This is a genomic window from Saccharothrix sp. (genome assembly GCF_031180885.1).
Taxonomy (GTDB): Bacteria; Actinomycetota; Actinomycetes; order Mycobacteriales; family Pseudonocardiaceae; genus Actinosynnema.
In genome coordinates, this window is the sequence record NZ_JAPSLK010000011.1 from 166527 (window position 1) to 184575 (window position 18049).

Genomic DNA, 18049 nt, shown 5'->3' on the forward strand with positions numbered 1-18049 from the left:
TCGGGGGAGGGGTCATGCGGCGGGATGTGCGGGGTGGGCAGCGGGGTGATCCGAGGCGGTCGCCGGGGCGTGCCGGGGCGGATGTGCCGTTGTGGAGCCGGATGGGGAATCGGGCGTTCACGACGGTGGTGCAGCGGGGGCTGCTCGGGGACACGTACCGGTTCCAGGTGAAGCGGGCGCGTTTCATGTCGATTCTCGGGAGTACGCCCGAGGGTCGGCACGCTCTTGAGGTCCAGAACGAGCACGGCATCACCCTGTCCTGGGTGGACGGTGGCGCGGCGTCGTACGACGGCGACTCGCGCTGCACCCTCAACCTCAACATGGACGCGGCTAGGCTGGCCGGCTACTTCGTCCACGAGATGTACCACGTGGAACGCAAGAAGTCCGGTGCTTCGCCGGACGCCGACGCGTCGCCCGACGAACAGCAGTACGTCGACCGCATGGTGGAGGAGGAGATCGAGGGCACGGTGCTGGGTTTCCAAAGCCGAATCGGCCAGTCCGGGCCGCTGATGCCCGGTGAGGAGTTCTACCGGTTGGCATATCAGGACGCGAAGAAGCAGGCGTTGGCCGGCGGTGCGGACGCTGCTACGGCGGAGGAGGCGGCACGGTCGGCCGCGCGGCGCGTAGTGCGACACCTGATCCGCCCAACCGACGGGTCGTGGCCACGCATCGCGCCGAGCACGTTGGAGTCCTACGAGATGTACTACCACCGCGTCTGGCGCAAATCCCACGCCGTCCGCCGCTGACCAGATTGGCCGGCATGGGTGGCAGGCGTACTCGTCCGGCGCGGATGGCGGCCGATCAGGTGTCGAGCACGTAGCGGTCGAAGCCCAGGCGCACCAGGTGTTCGTAGGCGGTCCAGACGTGGGGTGGGATGGGCATGGGGGCCTGGAAGCCCCGGTCGGCGTAGACCTTGATGCGTTGCAGGTCGCCGACGATCAGTTCGATCGTTCGGCGTTCGGAGGCGTCCTGGGCGGTGTACTCGGCGAACGTCACGGCCGGGGTGCTGACGGACCAGTCCACCTCGGGCCACTGGGCCAGGCCGGTGGCCAGGGCGCGGCGGGCCATGTAGGGCTTGGCTACCAGGATGGCGCGGTCGATGCTGATGCCGGCGTGAGTGAGAAGTGCGCGGCTGAAGGTGATGTTTTCGCCGGTGTTGGTCGCGGATTCCTCCAGGAGCATCGCGGAGCGGGGGACGCCGCGGGTGGCGGCCAGGTCCGCGAAGACCTGGGCCTCTGACCGGTCCCAGGACTCGGTGACCTTGCCTCGGCCGCCGGAGAAGACGACCAAGGGAGCGTGGCCCGACTTCCACAGGTCGGCCGCGTGCTCGGCTACCCGCAGGTCGTGGCTGCCCAAGACCAGGAGGGCGTCGGCGGTGGTTGGTGGCGCGGTGATGTGGTGGTAGTTCCACAGGATTTCGGCCAGGGCGCGGGCGTGGTCGGTGAGAGGTGGTTCGGTCACGCGTCCAGCCAGATGTAGGCGCCGAAACGGCCGGTGGGGCGGTCTCGGCGGTAGGAGAACAGTGCACGTCGCCGTGGACGGCGGCGGTCTGCACGGCCATGACCGGGACCGCAATTCAGCGGCCTTCGGGCTGATCGTACCAGCACTGCGCAGTCAGGGTGACGATGGCGAGGTAGCGGTGTTGTCGGAGGGCCGCCGTTTTCGCCTGTTCGTGGTTGAGCGGGTCCTTGTGCTGGAACAAGAGAGGGTGGAGGGAGCGGACCTCAGTGGTGGTCCGCCGTTCGTGGTCGGTGAGCGGCTGCCCGGCCTCCAGCCAGCGCTGGCGCAACGTCAGCGCAGGGTTGGACGTGCCGCAGGCGAACAGCTTCGAGCCGACGCCGGTGTAGGAGACTTCGGGCAGGTTGCTCGCGTCGTAGGTCCGCGGACCCTCCGGTCGGCCCCGGAACTCCCGGTAGTACCAGATCGGCGTGTCGACGGGCTGGGTGCTCGCACCCCAGCCCGTGCCGGCGGCGGCGGCGTCGAACGCCCGGATCTCGTCGGCGAGTTCGGTGTCGAAGCCGATGTACTGGGTGGAGACGGTGAAGCACAACAGGTGCTCCGTTTTCCGTGCGAACAAGCCGCCGGAGGACTCCGTGCCGCAGGTGTGGTCGACCGACGACTCCAACCACCGCGTCCCCGGCATGGCTTCGCGCAACGCCGCCATCCGCTCACCGGCCACCCGGGCCGCTGTCTCCCGATCCCGCGTCGCCTGCTCACCGTGGGCGACGGCCTTGTAGTCCACCGACGGCGACGCGCACCCGACCAGCATGAGCAGCGCCGGAAGCACTCTGACCAGAACCTTCATCGGATCCCCCTCCACTCCAAGACTCACACCGGTCGACGACCGTCGACCACGTCCGCCACCGGATCGAGACCGGATGGTCACTTCTCCGGCCTCCAGGCCGGTAGGACGGCAGCGCGCAGGTCGGGGTGCGGGGTGGGGACGGGGATCAGGCCAGCGCTCGTCGGTTCACGGGTGATGACGGCGGGGTGGGTGGGCCACGGGGTGAAGTCCTCGTGTTCCTCGCGGACGACCCGGCCCTCCCGGTGGACGCGGTAGGTGAACCGCAGGCGTTGTGCGCCGTTGTGGGGTGTGGAGGTCACGTCGGCGCGGTAGACGTCCGGTCCTACCTGGACCGGGGGCAGGCTCCAGCGGCCCGGGAGTGCGGGGTGGGCCGGTGGTGGGTCGAACAGGAGCAGGCCGCCGGGGGCCAGGGCGTTGGCGATCGCGTGCCAGATCGCGCGCCGGCCAGCAGGAGGCACGCAGGGGATCACGTTCGAGGCGACAGCCAGGTCGGCGACGTGGCGCAGGCCGGTCTCCTCGGCCGGGCACGGGTGGACGGTGACGCGGGCGCGCGAGCAGGCGGGTAGGCGGGCGATGCGGGCCAGCAGGGGCGTCCGCATGGCGCGGCACGGTTCGACCGCGTGGACGGGCACCGAGGACTCCCGGACCAGGACCTCGGTCTCGATGCCGGTGCCGGCACCGACGTCGACCACACCCACCCGCGCGTGACGGCGGCGGCGAAGCGCTCGCAGGCGCGGTGGTGGTCGCGGTCGTCCTGCAAGAGGTCGTAGAACTCGGTGGAGACGGTGTAGGTGGCCTCGCCGGTGGGAGCGGCGGTCATGGGCGTCCATTCCGGTGCCGGGTGCCGTACGGCTTGCCGGTCGCGGGCCGGGCCACCCATTTGTCACACGTCCGGGTTGTCCTGCGGGGTCGCGGGCGGCGGCGGGTACCAAGGGTGAAAGGCGCTTGGAGGACAGGGTGACGGCACTTCCCCGACTGGGTTCCGGGCTCGGCTACCGGCCGTCCTGGGAACCGTGGCTGCGTGGCGGGCAGTCGCCGGCGGCCTGGACGGAGGTCGTGGTCGAGCGGTGCGTGGACGAGTCCGGGGAGGACCGGGCGGCGTGGCGTGGCCTCACCGCGACGATGCCGGTCGTGCCGCATGCCGGAGGCCGCCTTCGACGTGCCGGGCGAGGACGACCCGGCCGCGGTGGAGGCCTGTGCGGAGTTGGCCCGCGAGTTGGGTGCGCCGTGGGTCAGTGGGCACCTGTGGCCGTCGCGGGGTGAGGTGCGGGGGATGGGGCGGCGTGCGCAGGAGTTGCAGGACCGGCTCGGGTTGCCGTTCCTGGTGGAGGTTGCCGAGTACGACTCGCCCGGAGTGGTCGCCGAGGTGGTGGAACGGTGTGATTGCGGGCTTGTGCTGAACCTGGCGTTGTTGGCGCGGGCGGATTCGGCGGCGTTTCTGCGACTGGTGCCGCTGGAGCGGGTTGTGGAGGTGCACCTGACGACCGGGGACGGGGACGGGGTGGAGGTGCACAGCGAGCCGGTGGCCGCGGAGGTGTGGGAACTGTTCGCCGGCATGGCCGCCGACGTGCGGGCGTCGGTGGTGGAACGTGACGGTGGCGGGCAGGCCGAGGTTGCCGCGGACCTTGAGCGTGCCCGGGCGATGTTGGGGTCATGAAACCCCGCGGGCCGGGCGGGCACCGTCGCGGCACACGGCGCTCGTCGAGTTCCTGGCGCGACGGCACGGGTGGCTCGGGGACGTCATCAGTGTTGAGGTGGAAGGGAAACCGGTTGTCGTGTGCTGCGGCGACGACGGCCCCAGCGCCTGGGCCGCCGACGCGGGGCTCGACTGGGGCGATGTGGAACGCGGTCTGCGCTCGCAAGCGGCGTTCTGCGACTACGAAGTCCTGACGGTGGACCCCGACGCCTCGAACTGACGCCGTCCACAGTGGACAGCTGGCTGCCCGGTCACGAGGGCGGTGGGGTGTAGCTGCGGAGGAAGGCCCGGACCCCGGCTGTGACGATCTTGTCGATGTCCGCCGGGGGCAGTGGGACCGCGCCGTAGAACGTCTGCTGGTTGATGTCGGTGATGGTCAGCAGGGTGAGGTGGGCGGCGGCCCGCTCGGCGTCGTCGATGTCCAGCAGGCCGCGGTCGGCGATCCGGCGCAGGTACGGGGCGAGGCGCAGGTGCGCGGTCTGGGGGCCGGCGTCGACCCACGCCTTGAGGACCGGCGGCGGGATGTGGGCCGCTTCCGCCTCGATCGCGCGGACCAGCGCGAAGTGGTCGGGGAAGGCGGTGACGGCGGCGACCCGGTCGAGGGAGAAGTCGATCAGGTCCTGCTCCAGGTCCGCGATCTTGTGCAGGTGCCGGTCCATGATCTGCGCGATGGCCGCGGTGACCTCGTTCGCGCCCTCCAGCGCGACGTCGAGGAACAGGCGCTCCTTGTCGGCGAAGTGGTTGGGGGGTGTCCGTCGCCGACGCGACCTGGACCGCCACCGCGTTCGGCTGGGCCGCCGCAGTCGGCGCGCCGCTGACCGCGGGACTGCTGCGCCGCCGCGGTCCCCGTGTCGCCGTCCTCGTGAACGCGGTCCTCGTCCTGCTCGGCACGCTGCTCGTGGCCTTGGCCCCGCCGCCGCCCGCAGCCTGCGCCGCCCGTCCTGCTCGCCGGACGGGCGGCGCAGGCCGCGGGCGGCGGCGGACTGGTCACCCTCGCGATCGGTCTGGCCGCGACACCGGGGCGGACCGGCGCGGTGACCGCCGGCATCGGTCTGCTCGGCGCTTTCGGACCGCTCGCGGGCTCGACGCTGTCGGCGATCTCGTGGCGCGTGGCGCTCTGCCTGTCCTTGCCCGCGCTGCTCGCCGTACCCGCTGTCCTGCGCCGCGTCCCCGCGCACCGTGACGAGACTTCTGACGGGGACGCCGCGGGTCTCGTGCTGGTGCTGGTACTGGCCAGCGCGCTGGTGCTCGTCCCGCGCTTCCCGGTGGCCGGGCTCGCAGCGGGGGCGGTGACTGCCGTCCTGCTCGCCCGGCACGTCAACCGGCACCCGGAGGGATTCGTGCCGCGGCCGGCCACGCTCATCGCCCTGGCCACCGGCTCCACGGCCTCGCTCCTCATCGCGCGGTACACCTCCCGGCTCGGCCCGGCGGTCATGCGCGTCGTGCTCGTGGCCGCCGCGGGTCTCGCCGTGGCCCTGCCACTGATCACGACCAGGCCGGTGGCCCACGCGGCGGCCACCGCGTTCGCGGTGTTCGCCGCCACCGCCGGGATGGCCTGGTACGCGGGACAACTCGGCGACGCCACGCCGAACGCGCACCGGCCCAGCGCACTCGGCCTGCTCACGCTCTCCTACCAACTCGGCGGCGCGTTCGGCCCGGCACTCGCCACCCTGCTGATCACGTGAACTCAGGCGCGGGTGGTGGCGGTGTGCTCGGCGGCGAAGCGGCAGGCTTCGGCCAGCTTCTCCGCCAACGGCGTGATCGTCCGGACGGCGAGCGAGGTGGACGTGGCCATCTCCGGGTCGACGAGTCGGTTGCACTCCACGGTGACCGGCGAGCTGGTGGACGGTGGTGGGCTGGACGCCGACTACTGGGTGCGCGACCTGCGCCGGCCGGTGCGGTTCGCCGACGTGGTCGCGGCGACGGCCACCAGAACGACCTGGAGCCCGCGCAGCCGGCCGAGCCGCTGGCCGAGGTGGGCGTGCTGAACCGGGCGTCGTCGGTGTGGAGCCACGTCCGCGTGCTGGAGGTCGACTCGGAGGGGACCGCCACGGCGGACGTCGTGGTGCTGGACGACAGGGAGCGGATCGTGGCCGAGCTGCGGGGACTGCGGGTGCGCGCCAACGAGCCCCGGCGCAACCAGGCTGTTGCGGCGGAGGTTCCGGCGGCGTCCGGCACGGTGATCTCGCTCAAGGGCGAGTTCCGGCTGGAGGAGTTGATCCGGGAGATCGGCCATGACCGCGTCCACTTCCACCACACCGACGTCCGGGACCGTGCCTCGGTGGAGGCGCTGATGCGCGCCACCCACGAGCGCTTGGGGCGGCTGGACGTGCTGGTGTGCAACGCGGGCGTGAGCAACGACGGCATGGTGCGCGACCTGGACCCGAAGGCGTGGGCGGAGGTGATCGACACCAACCTGACCGGGACGTTCACCTGCGTGCAGGAGGCGGTGCCGTACCTGGAGCGGCAGGGCGGCGGTCGGATCATCGTCATCTCGTCGGCGCTGTCCACGCGGGTGTCGCACGGGGCGGGCGCGTACTCGGTGTCCAAGGCCGCGATCGACATGTTCGCCAAGGTCTGCGCGGCGGAGTTCGCGGGGACCGGGATCACGGTCAACGCCGTCGCTCCCGGCATCATCGATCAGGGTTTGGGCGCGCGGCTGGCCGAGAACGACCTGGTCTGGGACGCCGTCGCGGGGCGGCAACTGGCCGGGCGGCCGGGCCGCGGTGGACGCGCGGGCGACCAAGAAGGCGTTCCCGCGCGCCGAGCCGCCGGGGCGGTTCGGCGCGGTGGAGCGGGAGAAGATCCGCCTGGTGGTGACCGGGGCGTTGGCCGACGCGCAGGTGGAGCCCGACGATCCCCGGTTGACCCGGGTCATCCTCCCGCGCCTGCACCGAGGTTCCCTGGACGGCGTCTACCGACCGTTGCCGGCCGACCTCACCACGGCGAAGGCGGTGGGGTTCGGGCACGTCACCGGGCACCTCGGTGCGGGAGACCTCGGGGCCAACCTGGCGGCGGTGGCGGCGGAGTCGGCGGCTTACCGGGGTGAGCTGGCGCTGGTGTTGAGTGCCGGGGCGGGCTTCACGTGGTCGGCGGCGGTGGTCGAGGCCCCATGAGCCCTGTCCGTCACGCACTCGGCGGGTCGACCCGCGCCGCACGTGACCCACACGGGTGTGACGGACTGCTGACCATTGGCGTTTTGTCATCGGCAGTTCGGGTGACGGCAATGCGTCGCTTTTCCTGAGGCTTGCTCGCTATTCCCGTTCCACCGCTCGTGTGCGCCGGTGCGGGAATCCGCAGGGGTGTCGCGCGACATCGGGCCGGTCGACCGGGCGTCGTTGTTCGCAATAGCCGCCCGTTCGTCGCAATCCTGGTCGGCTTCGCCGTCGCGATAAGCGGTCATACCATTTCGTCTGGAATCGGTTCCGACGTCACCGGGTGGCGCCATTCCCCTGGTTGCGGCGAAAGGGTGCTGGTGGAGGGCGCGGCGGGCACGGTAGCGTCGGCGGCCCCGGGAGCGATCCCGAAAAGGTTCTCCGCCCTTTTCGGGATCGCGCCGGGGAGTCGGCCGCCGCCTCTTCCGCATTTGGGCGACGGCATGCTGCGCATGTTCCATTCCGGCATTCCTGCAAACGTTGGAAAGGACCATTGGTGAAGCGAACCGCTTTGCGATTGGCCGGGGCGCTGGCCCTGGCCGCGGGCGTCGTCGGCGCATCCCTGCACCCCGCCGTCGCGGACACCTCCTCGACCCCGTCGGCCGCCGGCTCGACCGGGCCGAAGGTCAGCATCGGCCTGTGGAAGGCCTACCAGCGCGACCTGGGCCTCACCGGGCCGCAGGCCACCGACCGCCTGGCGCGGGAGGAGCGGGCGCGCGGCGTCGAGCAGCGGGTCCGCGACTCGCTCGGCGCCTCCTACGCCGGCAGCTACTTCGACCCCGAGGTCGGCGCGCTGGTCGCGTTGACCACCGACCCGACGAAGGTGTTGTCCGACAAGGACGTCCGCACCCGGGTGGTCGCGCACAGCGCGGCCGAGTTGGACGCCGTCAAGAACGGGATCGACGCCCTGGCCGGTCGCCGCGCCCCGGCGGCGGTCAACGGGTGGTACGTCGACGTGCGCACCAACACCGTCGTCATCACGGTCAACAAGGCCAAGGTGGACCCGGCGGCGCTGGAGTTCGTCGACCGGGCCCGCGCGGGCCGCGAGCACGTCCGCGTGGTCGAGGAAAACGCTTCCCCCGAACCGCTGGCCGACGTCGTGGGCGCCTGGCCGTACTACATCAACTTCGCCGGGCGCTGCTCGGTCGGGTTCACCGTCCACGGCGGCTTCGTCACCGCCGGGCACTGCGGACGTCCCGGCGACACGGTGTCCGACCACAACGGCGCGGTCACCGGCAGCGTCGCGGGGTCGACGTTCCCCTACTACGACTACGGCTGGGTGCGCACGAACCCGGGCGTGAACCTGTGGGGTTACGTCGAGGGCTACAACGGCTACTGGTACTACGTCCGCGGTTCCGCGCAGGCCGCGGTCGGCTCGGGCATCTGCCGCTCCGGGTCCACCACGGGCATGTGGTGCGGCACGATCCTGGCGCGCAACCAGACGGTCAACTACCCGCAGGGCACCGTCTACGGCCTGACCCGGACCAACGTCTGCGCCGAGCCGGGTGACTCGGGCGGCTCGTGGATCAGCGCCAACCAGGCCCAGGGCGTGACCTCGGGCGGGTCCGGCAATTGCCGCACCGGCGGGACGACCTACTACCAGGAGGTCAACCCGATCCTGGCGGCCTACGGCCTGACGCTCATCCTGTCCTGACGACCGGCGTGGGGTGCCGTCGCCTCGGCACCCCACGCCCGCCGCCGGTCACAGGTCGAGGACCAGGCGTGGGCCGCGCGACCGCGACACGCAGATCATCATCACGTCTCCGGCGGCCCGCTCCGCGTCGTCCAGCACGGTGTCCCGGTGGTCGGGAACTCCTTCCAGCACACCGGTTTCACACGTGCCGCAGGTGCCCTCCCGGCACGACGACAGCGGGGTGATCCCGGCGTCCTCCAGCGTCTCCAGGATCGACCTGTCCGCCGGCACGACCAGCGTCCGACCCGACCTCAGTTCCACCTCGAACGACGTCCGCTCGCCATCGACCGCCTTGAAGCGTTCGACGTGCAGGCGAGCGGGGGAGCGTTGTTCGACGGCGGCGAGGAGTGGTTCCGGGCCGCAGCAGTAGATCTCGGTGTCGTCGGCCAGGAACGAGTCCAGGTCGAGCAGTCCGGTCTCGTCCTGGGGGCGCAAGATCACCCGGTCGCCGTAGTTCTCGCGCAGTTCTTCGGCGAACGCCATGGATGAACGGGTTCGGCCGCCGTACAGCAGGCGCCACGGCACGCCCCGGGCCGCGACGGCCGCGATCATGGGCACGATCGGGGTGATGCCGATGCCACCGGCGATGAACAGGTAGCGATCGGCCGTCACCAACGGGAAGTGGTTACGTGGCCCGTTAACGCTCACCGTGGAGCCCTCGGTGAGCGTCTCGTGCACATATCGCGAACCCCCACGGCCGACAGGTTCGCGCAGGACCGCCACCTGGAAGATCGATCGGTCCGCCGGGTCGCCGCACAGGGAGTACTGGCGGACCAGGCCCGGCGCCAGGAGGAGGTCCACGTGTGCGCCGGGCTCCCAGATGGGGAGTGGATCGCCGTGTGGGTGGTGCAGGGTCAGCCGCACCACCCCGTCGGCGATGATCTCCTTGCGTGCCACCACGACGTCGATCATCGGGGTTCGTGGCCTTCCGGGTGGGCGAGCAGCCAGGTCCACAGGTCCACGGGATCGTCCGCGGCGCGCTCGGCGCCGCAGTGGCACACGCCCACCAGGAGGTCGGAGCCGGGCTCCCAGTGGATGCGGTAGATGACCGGGGCGTTCATGCCGTGTGCGCGGGTTCCGAGACCATGCGCTGGAGGATGCGTCGGGCCGCCAGACCACCGGTGTCGATGTTGATGGACAGCTCCTGGTAGCCCGCCGGTTCGGCCTGGATCACGCGTTCCAAGGCGTCCAACGCGGTGACGTCCTGGAGCACCACGGTCCGGTTGCTTTCTCGCAGGAAGTCCGACACCTCCTGGTCGTCCAAAGCGAAATCCCTGGCCACGGCCCAGAAGTCGTGCGTGCTGTGCCCGGTTTCCGGGGTGATGGCGTAGACGACCTCGACGTGGAACCCGTGCGGGTCGGAGCCGTCGGGCTCGGGCAGCACGCCGACCGGGGCGACCCGGCTGTGCAGCAGGTACAGGCACGGCGGGTGGTACTCGATGTCCTGCCAGCGGGTGATCCGGCCCTGGATCCCGGTGGACTTGGCGTAGAACGGCGGGCAGGCGGCGTCGGCCATGTGCCGGCTGACGTAGATGATCCCGTTGTCCTCGTCGACCTCCGTGGTGATCGGCGTGTTCGCGACCTCGGGTGTGCCGATGTACCCGCCGTGCAGGTACGTCTCGTGCGAGAGGTCCATCAGGTTGTCGACCAGCAGTTCGTACCGGGCGGCCAACGGTTCCATCCCGCTGACCGTGGTGTAGGCGGGGTCGGCGAGCCACGGTGCGCGGGGGATCAGGGCCGGGTCGGCCTGGCGGTCGCCGATCCACACCCAGACGAACGAATCCTGCTCCACCACCGGGTACGACGCCACCCGCGCGGTGCGCGGAATCCGCTCCTGGCCGGGGACGAACACGCAGGAACCGGTCTTGTCGTAGGTGAAACCGTGGTAGCCGCAGACGATGGTGTCGCCCTCCAGCCTGCTCGCCGAGAGCGGGAAGCGCCGGTGCACGCATCGGTCGGCCAGGGCCACCACCTCGCCCGCCTCGCTGCGGTAGAACACCAGCGGCTCGCCCAAAATCGTTCGGGCGAACAGCTCCCGTCCGATCTCGCGGCCGTAGGCCGCCACGTACCAATGGTTGCGCGCGAACGTCATGGGTTCGCAACCTCCTGCGGTGGCAAGGACTTGGGTTCGGAGAGTTCAGCTCGATGGGTCTCCGGCACGAACGCGGTCGCGACGAGGCTGACCACGCAGATCGCCGCCAGGTACAGCGCGGTCGACACCGACGTGCCCGTCGAGGCGTACAACGAAGTCGCGATCAGGGGCGCGAGCCCACCGCCGAAGATCGCGCTGAACTGGTACCCGAGGGACGCGCCGCTGTAGCGCACCCTGGTCGGGAACAACTCGGCCGCGATGGCCGCCTGCGGCCCGTACATCGCGGACAGGAACGTCACCGCCACCACCAGGCCGACGAACACCGCCACCGGACTGCGGGTGTCGATCAGCAGGAACAACGGCAACGACCAGAGGGTCGACAGGACCGCGCCGGCCAGGAACACCTTGCGGCGGCCCAGTCGGTCGGACAGCGCGGACAACGCCGGTGTCGCCACCAACTGCACGACGCTGGCGAGCAACACGAGCAGCAGCACGGTGCTCCGCGACATCTTCAGCGGGCCGGTGGCGTAGGACAGGACGTAGACGAGGGTGATGTAGCCGATGGTGTTCGCGGCCATGAACGCCAGACCCGCCAGGACGACCCGCCGCCAGTGGTCGCGGAAGAGTTCCACCACCGGCATCCGCGCCTTCGTGGACGCCACGAACAGCGGCGACTCCTCCAACCGGAGGCGGATGTAGAGGCCGACCGCGATGAGGACGGCGCTGAGCAGGAACGGCACCCGCCAGCCCCAGGACGCGAACTGCGCGGGCTCCAGCACCGAGGTCATGGTGAGGAACACGAGGTTCGACAGGATGATCCCGGCCGGCACGCCCATCTGCGGGAAGCTGCCGTAGAACCCCCGCTTCGTCCCGGGCGCGTGCTCCACGGCGACCAGGACCGCGCCGCCCCACTCGCCACCGACCCCGAGGCCCTGCACGAACCGCAGTGCCACCAACAGGATCGGTGCCCACACCCCGATCTGCGCGTAGGTGGGCAGCAGGCCGATGAGGATCGTCGCCACGCCCATGATCAGCAGGGACGCGACCAGCATCGACTTGCGGCCGACGCGGTCGCCGAAGTGTCCCATGAGGACACTGCCCAGCGGTCGGGCCAGGAAACCCACGGCGAACGTGGACAGGGAGGCCAGCGTGGCGGCCACGGGGGACAGGCGGGGGAAGAACTGGGTGCCGAAGACCAACGCGGCGGCGTTGGCGTAGATGAAGAAGTCGTACCACTCGATCGCGGTGCCGATGAAACTGGTGCTCGCGATCCTGCGGATGGACCGTTCGGGCGGCGTCGTTGCCATGGTTGCCTCCGCTGCGGGGGCGGGGATGGACCTCAGGTGTAGTGGCGGAGGACCGCCTGTGCGACGCATGCGGGCTTGTCGCTGCCGTCGATCTCGATGGTGAAGTCGATGAGCATTTCCACGCCGTCGCCCTTGACCTCGCTGACGTCGGCGACGAAGCCGTGCAGCCGGATCTTCGCGCCGACCGGCACCGGCGCGGGGAAGCGGACCTTGTTGAGCCCGTAGTTGACGCTCATGCGGATGCCGTTGATCGTGAGCAGTCGGGTGAACAGCGGGATGATCAGCGACAGCGTGAGGTAGCCGTGGGCGATCGTGCCGCCGAACGGCCCGTCGGCCGCTTTGTCGACGTCCACGTGGATCCACTGGTGGTCGTCGGTGGCGTCGGCGAAGAGGTTGACCCGGTCCTGGGTGATCTCCAGCCACTCGGTGCGGCCTAGATCGCTGCCGGCGAGCGCTTTCAGTCCGTCGAGGCCGTCTGCGGTGTTGTCCATGCGGTGTCGTCTCCTGCGGGTCGGCTCGCGCCGTAGCGGGCGCGCACGAGTTTCTTCAGCAGCTTGCCGGTGGCGCTCTGCGGGAGTTCGTCCACGAACACCACGGATTTCGGGATCTTGTAGCCGGCCAGCCGGTCGCGCAGGAACGCCAGCACCTCCGGGCCGCTGGCCTCCGCGCCGGGTTTGACGGTGACGACCGCCCGGGCCACCTCGCCCCACCGGTCGTCGGGGACGCCGATCACGGTGCACTCGGCGATCGCGGGGTGTTCGTGGAGCGCGCTTTCCACTTCGGCGGGGTAGATGTTCTCGCCGCCGGAGATGATCACGTCCTTGAGGCGGTCGACCACGGTGATGTAGCCGTCGTCGTCGGCGGTGGCGACGTCACCGGAGTGGAACCAGTCGTCGCTGAACGCTTTCTCGGTCTCGGAGGGGTTCTGCCAGTAGCCCTGCATGACATTGGGGCCGCTGACCACGATCTCGCCCTTCTCGCCGGGCGCGACGTCGGTCTGGTCCGGTCCGACCACGCGCACGTCGGTGAAGAAGTGCGGCACACCGGCCGTGCCCGCCTTGGCCTCGCTCATGTCCCTGGTCAGGAACAGGGCGCCGGGGGAGGTCTCGGTCATGCCGTAGCCCTGGCTGAACGACAGGCCGCGCCGCTGGTAGGTGCGGATGGTCGACTCGGGCACTGGTGCGCCGCCGCAGATGACCTGCCGCAGGCTGGACAGGTCCGCCTCGTCCCAGCGCGGGGCGGCGGCGATCGCGTTGTACATGGTGGGCACGCCGAACATGTAGGTGACGCGGTGTTTTTCAACCTGGTCGAGGACTTCGACGGGGTCGAAGGCGGACATGAGGACGACCGTGCCGCCCTTGATGAGCGTGGGCAGGCAGGTCATGTTCAGCCCGGCGGTGTGGAACAGGGGCGCGACGACCAGGGTCACCTCGTCGGCGGCCAGGTCGATGTCGACGAGGACGTTGACCGTGTTCCAGGTGAGGTTGCCGTGGGTGAGCATGGCGCCCTTGGGTCGCCCGGTTGTGCCCGAGGTGTACATGATCAGGCAGAGGTCGTCGAGGGTGACGGGTTCGTCGATCGGATCGGGTTCGGCGGACGCGATCAGCTCCTCGTACGAGGTCTCGCCCGGGGCTGGGTCGAGCGCGACGGTGTGCGGCGGTCGGTCGACGGATACCTGTTGTGGAGCGTGTACAAGGACATCGCTTCCGGAGTCGGTGAGGATGTGGGCCACTTCGGCCGGGGCCAGCCTGGTGTTGAGCGGGACGAAGACCGCGCCGAGGAGTCCGGTGGCGAACAGGGTTTCCAGGAAGGCGGGGTGGTTGGGGCCGAGGTAGGCGACCCGGTCGCCTCGGCCGACACCGTACCTTTGGAGGCCGTGCGCGAGGCGGAGGACTCGTTCGTGCAGTTGCTGGTAGGTCAGTTCGTGGCCTTCGTGGACCACCGCGACCTTGTCCGGGGTCTTGCGGGCCCGTCGCGCGGTCCACGAGCCGATGCCCTGGTTGCGCATGACCACCCCTTCAGTCCTTGACCAGGCCCAACAGGCGGGCTGCGTTGTCCTTGAGGATCTTCGGGCGGACCTCGGGCTTGATGTCGAGCTGCGCGAAGTCGGCCAGCCACCGGTCGGCGGTGATGAGCGGGTGGTCGGAGCCGAACAACACCTTGTCCTGCAACAGGGTGTTGGCGTAGCGGACGAGTTGTGGCGGGAAGTACTTGGGGGACCAGCCGGACAGGTCGATGTGGACGTGCGGTTTGTGCGTGGCGACCGCGAGCGCTTCGTCCTGCCACGGGAACGACGGGTGGGCCAGGATGATCCGCAGTTCCGGGAAGTCCACCGCGACGTCGTCGACCAGCATCGGGTTGGAGTACTTCAACCGAACCCCGCCACCGCCCGCCACTCCCGCCCCGATGCCGGTCTGGCCGGTGTGGAACAGAGCGGGCACGCCGAGTTCCTCGATCACCTCGTAGAGCGGGTAGGCGAGGCGGTCGTCGGGCGAGAACCCCTGGAGGCTCGGGTGGAACTTGAAGCCGCGGACGCCGTACTCCGTCACGAGTCGTCGTGCGGCCCGCGCGCCGGCCCGTCCGCGCCAGGGGTCGACGCTGGCGAACGGGATGAGCGTGTCGGCGTGCTCCGCGCAGGCCTGCGCGACTTCTTCGTTGGAGATGGGCGGGTGGCCGGTGGCGTGCTCGGCGTCGACGGTGAACACCACGGCGGCCATTCGGCGTTCTCGGTAGTACGCGGCGGTTTCCGGGATCGTGGGCAGGCGGTGGCCGTGTGCCTTGAAGTACTTCTCCGAGGCGGCGAGCAGGTTTTGGGGCAGGGCGGGGTGGCCGTCGGCGGAGATCTCGGCGTGGGTGTGGACGTCGATGGCCACCAGGTCGTCGATGTTCATGGCGTCGCCTCGGGGATGCCGTAGGTCTCTGGGCGTCGTCCGACCGATGTGGACCAGGTTGCCGCGATGGCGTCCGCGTCCCAGCCGCCGTCGCGGTAGGCGGTGCTGATTTCCTGGGGGTGCGACCAGAGCGAGAGCTTGTCCCCGCCGATGCCGATGGCCTGGCCGGTGATCCCGCGCGCCGCGTCGGAGGCCAGGAAGACCAGCAGTCCGGCGACGTCTTCGGGTGTGCCGAACCCTTCGCCTTGGCGCAGCCACTTCGGGAAGGGTTCGCCGCGCTGCTCGGCCTCTTCGATGAAGGGGGCGAACGCGGGGATGGTCTTGGTCATCGCGGTGGCCGCGATCGGGATGACGGCGTTGACCGCGATGCCGGCTTTGGCGCACTCCAACGCCCACGTGCGCACCATGCCGACGATGGCCGCCTTGGCCGCGGAGTAGTTGGTCTGCCCGAAGTTGCCCCGTTGTCCGGCCGGAGAGCCGATGACGACGATGCTGCCTCCGCCGCCTTGTGCACGCATCTGCCTTACGGCGGCCCGGACGCAGGTGAAGGTCCCGCGCAGGTGGACGTCGATGACGGTGTCGAAGTCGTCGTCGGTCATCTTCCACAGGACCCGGTCGCGCAGGACACCCGCGTTGGTCACCATCACATCCAGCCGGCCGAACTCCTCGACCGCCCGCCCGACCAGGCGGTCCGCCACCTCACTCGGCCCCACCGCGCCGACCTCGGCCACTGCGGTGCCACCCGCCGCCGTGATGGTGTCGACGGCTTCCTTGGCTGCCTGCTCGTCGGCGTCGTTGACCACCACCGACGCGCCTGAGCGGGCAAGAGCGGTGGCGTAGGCGAACCCGAGCCCCCGTCCACCACCGGTGACCACCGCGACCTTGCCCGTCAGATCCATCGTCAGACCCTTCCCTCGGTCGGCTTTGAAGTTAGGCTGATGCGTGTCGGTCGTCAAGAATCTGCCCAACATCAGGTGCGCCGAGGGCGCGGGTTACGCTCGTCCGGTGATCCCACAGGGCGATCCGTCGACTCAGGACGCGCAGGTCAGGCCGCAGTCGTTGATGCTCAGCTTCCTGGGCGTCTACGTGCTCAACCGGGGTGTCGCGGTGTTCTCCGGCAGCGTGATCGACGTGTTCGCGCGGGTCGGGGTGTCCGAGGAGGCCGTCCGGTCGACGCTGACCCGCATGGTCAAGCGGGACCTGCTGGCGCGGCACCGCCACGGCCGGCGGATGTACTTCGGCCTGACCGCGCGCTCGGCGGCCGTGCTGGAGGACGGCGAACACCGGGTGTGGCGCAGCGGGGTCGTGAACGACGACTGGGACGGCACGTGGACGATGGTGGGGTTCTCGGTGCCCGAGTCCTGGCGGAGTCAGCGGCACGACCTGCGTTCACGGTTGGTGTGGGGCGGTTTCGGTCCACTCCAGAACGGCCTGTGGGTCGCACCCGGGGTCGTCGACGTGCCTCACCTGGTCGACGACCTGAACCTGACCGAACACCTCAAGGTCTTTCTCGCGCGGACCGCCAAGCCCACCGAAGCCGACCAGATCGTCCACACGGCCTTCGACATCCCCGCCATCGCGTCCCGCTACCACACCTTCCTCCACCGCTGGGACCGTGATCGGCCGTTGCCCGACGCCCCGGACGACTTGGCCCGACAGTTGTTGCTGCACACCGAATGGCTGCAACTGGTCCGCCAGGACCCCCGACTCCCCGCCGAACACCTGCCCGAGGGTTGGCCGGCGATCCGCGCAGAGCAGGTGTTCCGCGCGCTGGCCGAGGCCTACCAGCGGCCGGCGTGGTCGATCGCCGAGTCGGTGTTGGACACCATCCCGGTCGAGGACCCCTAATTCGCTCGCCGGCTGGCCGCGTGCTTGTCGATTTCCGTGGCGGCGGCCCAGAGGTGGTCGTAGTAGTGGTCGAAGCACTCGCGCACGACCTCGCGGCTGCGGATGCGGATGCCCGCGATCCGGTCGGTGCCGCTGGCGTAGGAGATGAAGACCTGGTCGTCGTCGTAGATGCCCATGCTGATGGCGCCGGCGTCCTGGGAAACGTTGTCCAGCAGTCGCACGTTGTAGTGGCGCTTGTTGGTTCGGGCGCGGACGACTTCGGCGAGTTCGCTGTGGAGGTAGTCGGCCATCGACGGGTTGTCGGAATTGATCAGGATGCGGCGGAATGCGTGGTCGGGGGAGCTGTTGGCCCACTTCCGACAGGCTTTGAAGTGTCGTTGGACGGCTTCGTCGAGTTCGGTGGGGCTTTTGGTGCGGAAGTAGGTCACGTAGACCCGGCGCTGGGCGTTTTCGATGGCTTTGCGGGTGGCTTCGTAGAAGCTGGTGCGGTCGGCGTAGACGGTGACTTCGGTGGCGTCGTCGCCGGGTAAGCGGTGCTCGATCCTGGTGAGGATCATGATGATCAGGAGGAGGGCGGTGAGGATCAGCGGTCGTTCGACTTTGTCGAGGAGGCCGAGTTCGCGGTTCATGAAAACGGCGACGGTGTAGAAGACGATGAGTGCTCCGAGGCACACTTGGGTGAGCACTCGGATGACGAGCTTCGTCCTGTGGTCGATCTCAACGGCGAGCTTCCGCACTTCGTCCTCCCGGGAAACGCTTGGGTGATCATCACCCTCTTCGCGTAAGTCGTGCCGACTCGCAACGCTGTTACCGCACAGTTGCGGTGTTTCCCGTGGACCGGATGAGGAACCGCGCGCGAACGCCGCAGGGCGCTGGGAGGTTGCCTTGTCTTCGGAGCAACGGAGCGGGCTGTCGAGGCCTTTCTCGTTGTGTGGCCTGCACGCCAACATGGGCGGACACACCGGCGTCCCGAGCTTCGAGGGGGACGACGCAGGCCGGTTCTTCGCCCGGCACCTGAAGTGACTCCGGACTGTACTTCCGGCTGATATGCCCCGCCCCGGG

General features: G+C 69.8%; 21 protein-coding genes and 2 pseudogenes. 10 read left to right on the forward strand and 13 right to left on the reverse strand.

Annotation, left to right across the window (positions count from 1 at the left end; genetic code table 11):
* Positions 1-101 precede the first annotated feature (101 nt).
* A complete protein-coding gene (locus RIN75_RS16620; RefSeq protein WP_309112834.1) occupies positions 102-746 on the forward strand; it encodes a DUF6782 family putative metallopeptidase in 645 nt (214 codons plus the stop codon).
* A 55-nt stretch (positions 747-801) separates the two neighbouring features.
* Here the strand turns inward: RIN75_RS16620 and RIN75_RS16625 are convergent, their stop codons facing one another.
* From RIN75_RS16625 to RIN75_RS16635, 3 genes are all read right to left on the reverse strand, one after another.
* Positions 802-1461, reverse strand: coding sequence for a YdcF family protein (locus RIN75_RS16625; protein WP_309112835.1), 660 nt, complete (start codon positions 1459-1461; stop codon positions 802-804).
* 115 nt (positions 1462-1576) lie between these two features.
* A complete protein-coding gene (locus RIN75_RS16630; protein WP_309112836.1) occupies positions 1577-2305 on the reverse strand; it encodes a hypothetical protein in 729 nt (242 codons plus the stop codon).
* Positions 2306-2382: 77 nt separating this feature from the next.
* A complete protein-coding gene (locus RIN75_RS16635) occupies positions 2383-2997 on the reverse strand; it encodes a class I SAM-dependent methyltransferase (protein WP_309112837.1) in 615 nt (204 codons plus the stop codon).
* A 446-nt stretch (positions 2998-3443) separates the two neighbouring features.
* Here RIN75_RS16635 and RIN75_RS16640 point away from each other — a divergent pair, with 446 nt between their 5' ends.
* Both RIN75_RS16640 and RIN75_RS16645 read left to right on the forward strand, forming a co-directional pair.
* Complete coding sequence (locus tag RIN75_RS16640) at positions 3444-3962, forward strand: DUF692 family multinuclear iron-containing protein (RefSeq protein WP_309112838.1); 519 nt, start codon at positions 3444-3446, stop codon at positions 3960-3962.
* 97 nt (positions 3963-4059) lie between these two features.
* Entirely contained in the window at positions 4060-4221 is a 162-nt protein-coding gene (locus RIN75_RS16645) for a hypothetical protein (RefSeq protein WP_309112839.1), read from the forward strand.
* 31 nt (positions 4222-4252) lie between these two features.
* On the opposite strand, the gene RIN75_RS16650 is transcribed toward RIN75_RS16645, so the two are convergent.
* Positions 4253-4660, reverse strand: coding sequence for a TetR/AcrR family transcriptional regulator C-terminal domain-containing protein (locus tag RIN75_RS16650; RefSeq protein ID WP_309112840.1), 408 nt, complete (start codon positions 4658-4660; stop codon positions 4253-4255).
* A gap of 375 nt (positions 4661-5035) precedes the next feature.
* Between RIN75_RS16650 and RIN75_RS16655 the strand changes: the two genes are divergently transcribed.
* The 5 genes and pseudogenes from RIN75_RS16655 to RIN75_RS16670 all read left to right on the forward strand — a co-directional run bounded on the left by RIN75_RS16655 (position 5036) and on the right by RIN75_RS16670 (position 8810).
* Positions 5036-5686: a hypothetical protein gene (locus RIN75_RS16655; RefSeq protein WP_309112841.1), complete on the forward strand. Its 651-nt coding sequence runs from the start codon at positions 5036-5038 to the stop codon at positions 5684-5686.
* Positions 5687-5788: 102 nt separating this feature from the next.
* Positions 5789-5989 carry a hypothetical protein gene (locus RIN75_RS16660; protein ID WP_309112842.1) on the forward strand — a complete coding sequence of 67 codons (201 nt, stop codon included), beginning with the start codon at positions 5789-5791 and terminating at the stop codon, positions 5987-5989.
* Positions 5990-6180: 191 nt separating this feature from the next.
* Positions 6181-6711: pseudogene (locus RIN75_RS44130) on the forward strand (SDR family NAD(P)-dependent oxidoreductase); the annotation flags it as partial.
* A gap of 133 nt (positions 6712-6844) precedes the next feature.
* Positions 6845-7117: a 3-oxoacyl-[acyl-carrier-protein] synthase III C-terminal domain-containing protein gene (locus RIN75_RS44135; RefSeq protein ID WP_375295973.1), complete on the forward strand. Its 273-nt coding sequence runs from the start codon at positions 6845-6847 to the stop codon at positions 7115-7117.
* Positions 7118-7652: 535 nt separating this feature from the next.
* Positions 7653-8810, forward strand: coding sequence for a S1 family peptidase (locus RIN75_RS16670; RefSeq protein ID WP_309112844.1), 1158 nt, complete (start codon positions 7653-7655; stop codon positions 8808-8810).
* A 48-nt stretch (positions 8811-8858) separates the two neighbouring features.
* Here the strand turns inward: RIN75_RS16670 and RIN75_RS16675 are convergent, their stop codons facing one another.
* Genes RIN75_RS16675 through RIN75_RS16710 form a run of 8 tightly spaced genes read right to left on the reverse strand, consistent with a single transcriptional unit; the run spans position 8859 to position 16038 of the window.
* On the reverse strand, positions 8859-9761 hold the full coding sequence (locus tag RIN75_RS16675; protein ID WP_309112845.1) for a PDR/VanB family oxidoreductase: 903 nt from the start codon (positions 9759-9761) through the stop codon (positions 8859-8861).
* The gene (locus RIN75_RS16680) at positions 9758-9910 is read right to left on the reverse strand and encodes a hypothetical protein (RefSeq protein WP_309112846.1); all 153 of its coding nucleotides are present in this window, start codon (positions 9908-9910) and stop codon (positions 9758-9760) included. Before RIN75_RS16680 ends, RIN75_RS16675 begins: the two co-directional genes overlap by 4 nt.
* Positions 9907-10941: an aromatic ring-hydroxylating dioxygenase subunit alpha gene (locus tag RIN75_RS16685; protein WP_309112847.1), complete on the reverse strand. Its 1035-nt coding sequence runs from the start codon at positions 10939-10941 to the stop codon at positions 9907-9909. The genes RIN75_RS16680 and RIN75_RS16685 overlap by 4 nt, the downstream gene beginning before the upstream one ends.
* Positions 10938-12248, reverse strand: coding sequence for an MFS transporter (locus RIN75_RS16690; RefSeq protein ID WP_309112848.1), 1311 nt, complete (start codon positions 12246-12248; stop codon positions 10938-10940). Before RIN75_RS16690 ends, RIN75_RS16685 begins: the two co-directional genes overlap by 4 nt.
* Before the next feature lie 32 nt (positions 12249-12280).
* Entirely contained in the window at positions 12281-12739 is a 459-nt protein-coding gene (locus tag RIN75_RS16695; protein WP_309112849.1) for a MaoC family dehydratase, read from the reverse strand.
* Positions 12706-14256, reverse strand: coding sequence for a long-chain fatty acid--CoA ligase (locus RIN75_RS16700; RefSeq protein ID WP_309112850.1), 1551 nt, complete (start codon positions 14254-14256; stop codon positions 12706-12708). The genes RIN75_RS16695 and RIN75_RS16700 overlap by 34 nt, the downstream gene beginning before the upstream one ends.
* 10 nt (positions 14257-14266) lie before the next feature.
* Positions 14267-15139: an amidohydrolase family protein gene (locus tag RIN75_RS16705; protein ID WP_309112851.1), complete on the reverse strand. Its 873-nt coding sequence runs from the start codon at positions 15137-15139 to the stop codon at positions 14267-14269.
* A complete protein-coding gene (locus tag RIN75_RS16710) occupies positions 15136-16038 on the reverse strand; it encodes an SDR family NAD(P)-dependent oxidoreductase (protein ID WP_309112852.1) in 903 nt (300 codons plus the stop codon). The genes RIN75_RS16705 and RIN75_RS16710 overlap by 4 nt, the downstream gene beginning before the upstream one ends.
* Positions 16039-16144: 106 nt before the next feature.
* Here RIN75_RS16710 and RIN75_RS16715 point away from each other — a divergent pair, with 106 nt between their 5' ends.
* Entirely contained in the window at positions 16145-16987 is an 843-nt protein-coding gene (locus RIN75_RS16715; protein WP_309112853.1) for a PaaX family transcriptional regulator C-terminal domain-containing protein, read from the forward strand.
* Here the strand turns inward: RIN75_RS16715 and RIN75_RS16720 are convergent.
* On the reverse strand, positions 16984-17724 hold the full coding sequence (locus tag RIN75_RS16720) for a hypothetical protein (RefSeq protein WP_309112854.1): 741 nt from the start codon (positions 17722-17724) through the stop codon (positions 16984-16986). The genes RIN75_RS16715 and RIN75_RS16720 overlap by 4 nt on opposite strands.
* Positions 17725-17923: 199 nt before the next feature.
* Between RIN75_RS16720 and RIN75_RS16725 the strand changes: the two are divergent.
* Positions 17924-18010: pseudogene (locus tag RIN75_RS16725) on the forward strand (alpha/beta hydrolase); the annotation flags it as partial.
* Positions 18011-18049 lie beyond the last annotated feature (39 nt).

What these genes read in the sequence shown, in the direction of transcription:
- RIN75_RS16620 (WP_309112834.1), top strand. Translation starts at nt 102, where the DNA reads ATGGGGAATCGGGCGTTCACGACGGTGGTGCAGCGGGGGCTGCTCGGG.
- RIN75_RS16630 (WP_309112836.1), bottom strand. Translation starts at nt 2,305, where the DNA reads ATGAAGGTTCTGGTCAGAGTGCTTCCGGCGCTGCTCATGCTGGTCGGG.
- RIN75_RS16640 (WP_309112838.1), top strand. Translation starts at nt 3,444, where the DNA reads ATGCCGGAGGCCGCCTTCGACGTGCCGGGCGAGGACGACCCGGCCGCG.
- RIN75_RS16650 (WP_309112840.1), bottom strand. Translation starts at nt 4,660, where the DNA reads ATGGACCGGCACCTGCACAAGATCGCGGACCTGGAGCAGGACCTGATC.
- RIN75_RS16675 (WP_309112845.1), bottom strand. Translation starts at nt 9,761, where the DNA reads ATGATCGACGTCGTGGTGGCACGCAAGGAGATCATCGCCGACGGGGTG.
- RIN75_RS16680 (WP_309112846.1), bottom strand. Translation starts at nt 9,910, where the DNA reads ATGAACGCCCCGGTCATCTACCGCATCCACTGGGAGCCCGGCTCCGAC.
- RIN75_RS16685 (WP_309112847.1), bottom strand. Translation starts at nt 10,941, where the DNA reads ATGACGTTCGCGCGCAACCATTGGTACGTGGCGGCCTACGGCCGCGAG.
- RIN75_RS16690 (WP_309112848.1), bottom strand. Translation starts at nt 12,248, where the DNA reads ATGGCAACGACGCCGCCCGAACGGTCCATCCGCAGGATCGCGAGCACC.
- RIN75_RS16695 (WP_309112849.1), bottom strand. Translation starts at nt 12,739, where the DNA reads ATGGACAACACCGCAGACGGCCTCGACGGACTGAAAGCGCTCGCCGGC.
- RIN75_RS16700 (WP_309112850.1), bottom strand. Translation starts at nt 14,256, where the DNA reads ATGCGCAACCAGGGCATCGGCTCGTGGACCGCGCGACGGGCCCGCAAG.
- RIN75_RS16705 (WP_309112851.1), bottom strand. Translation starts at nt 15,139, where the DNA reads ATGAACATCGACGACCTGGTGGCCATCGACGTCCACACCCACGCCGAG.
- RIN75_RS16710 (WP_309112852.1), bottom strand. Translation starts at nt 16,038, where the DNA reads ATGGATCTGACGGGCAAGGTCGCGGTGGTCACCGGTGGTGGACGGGGG.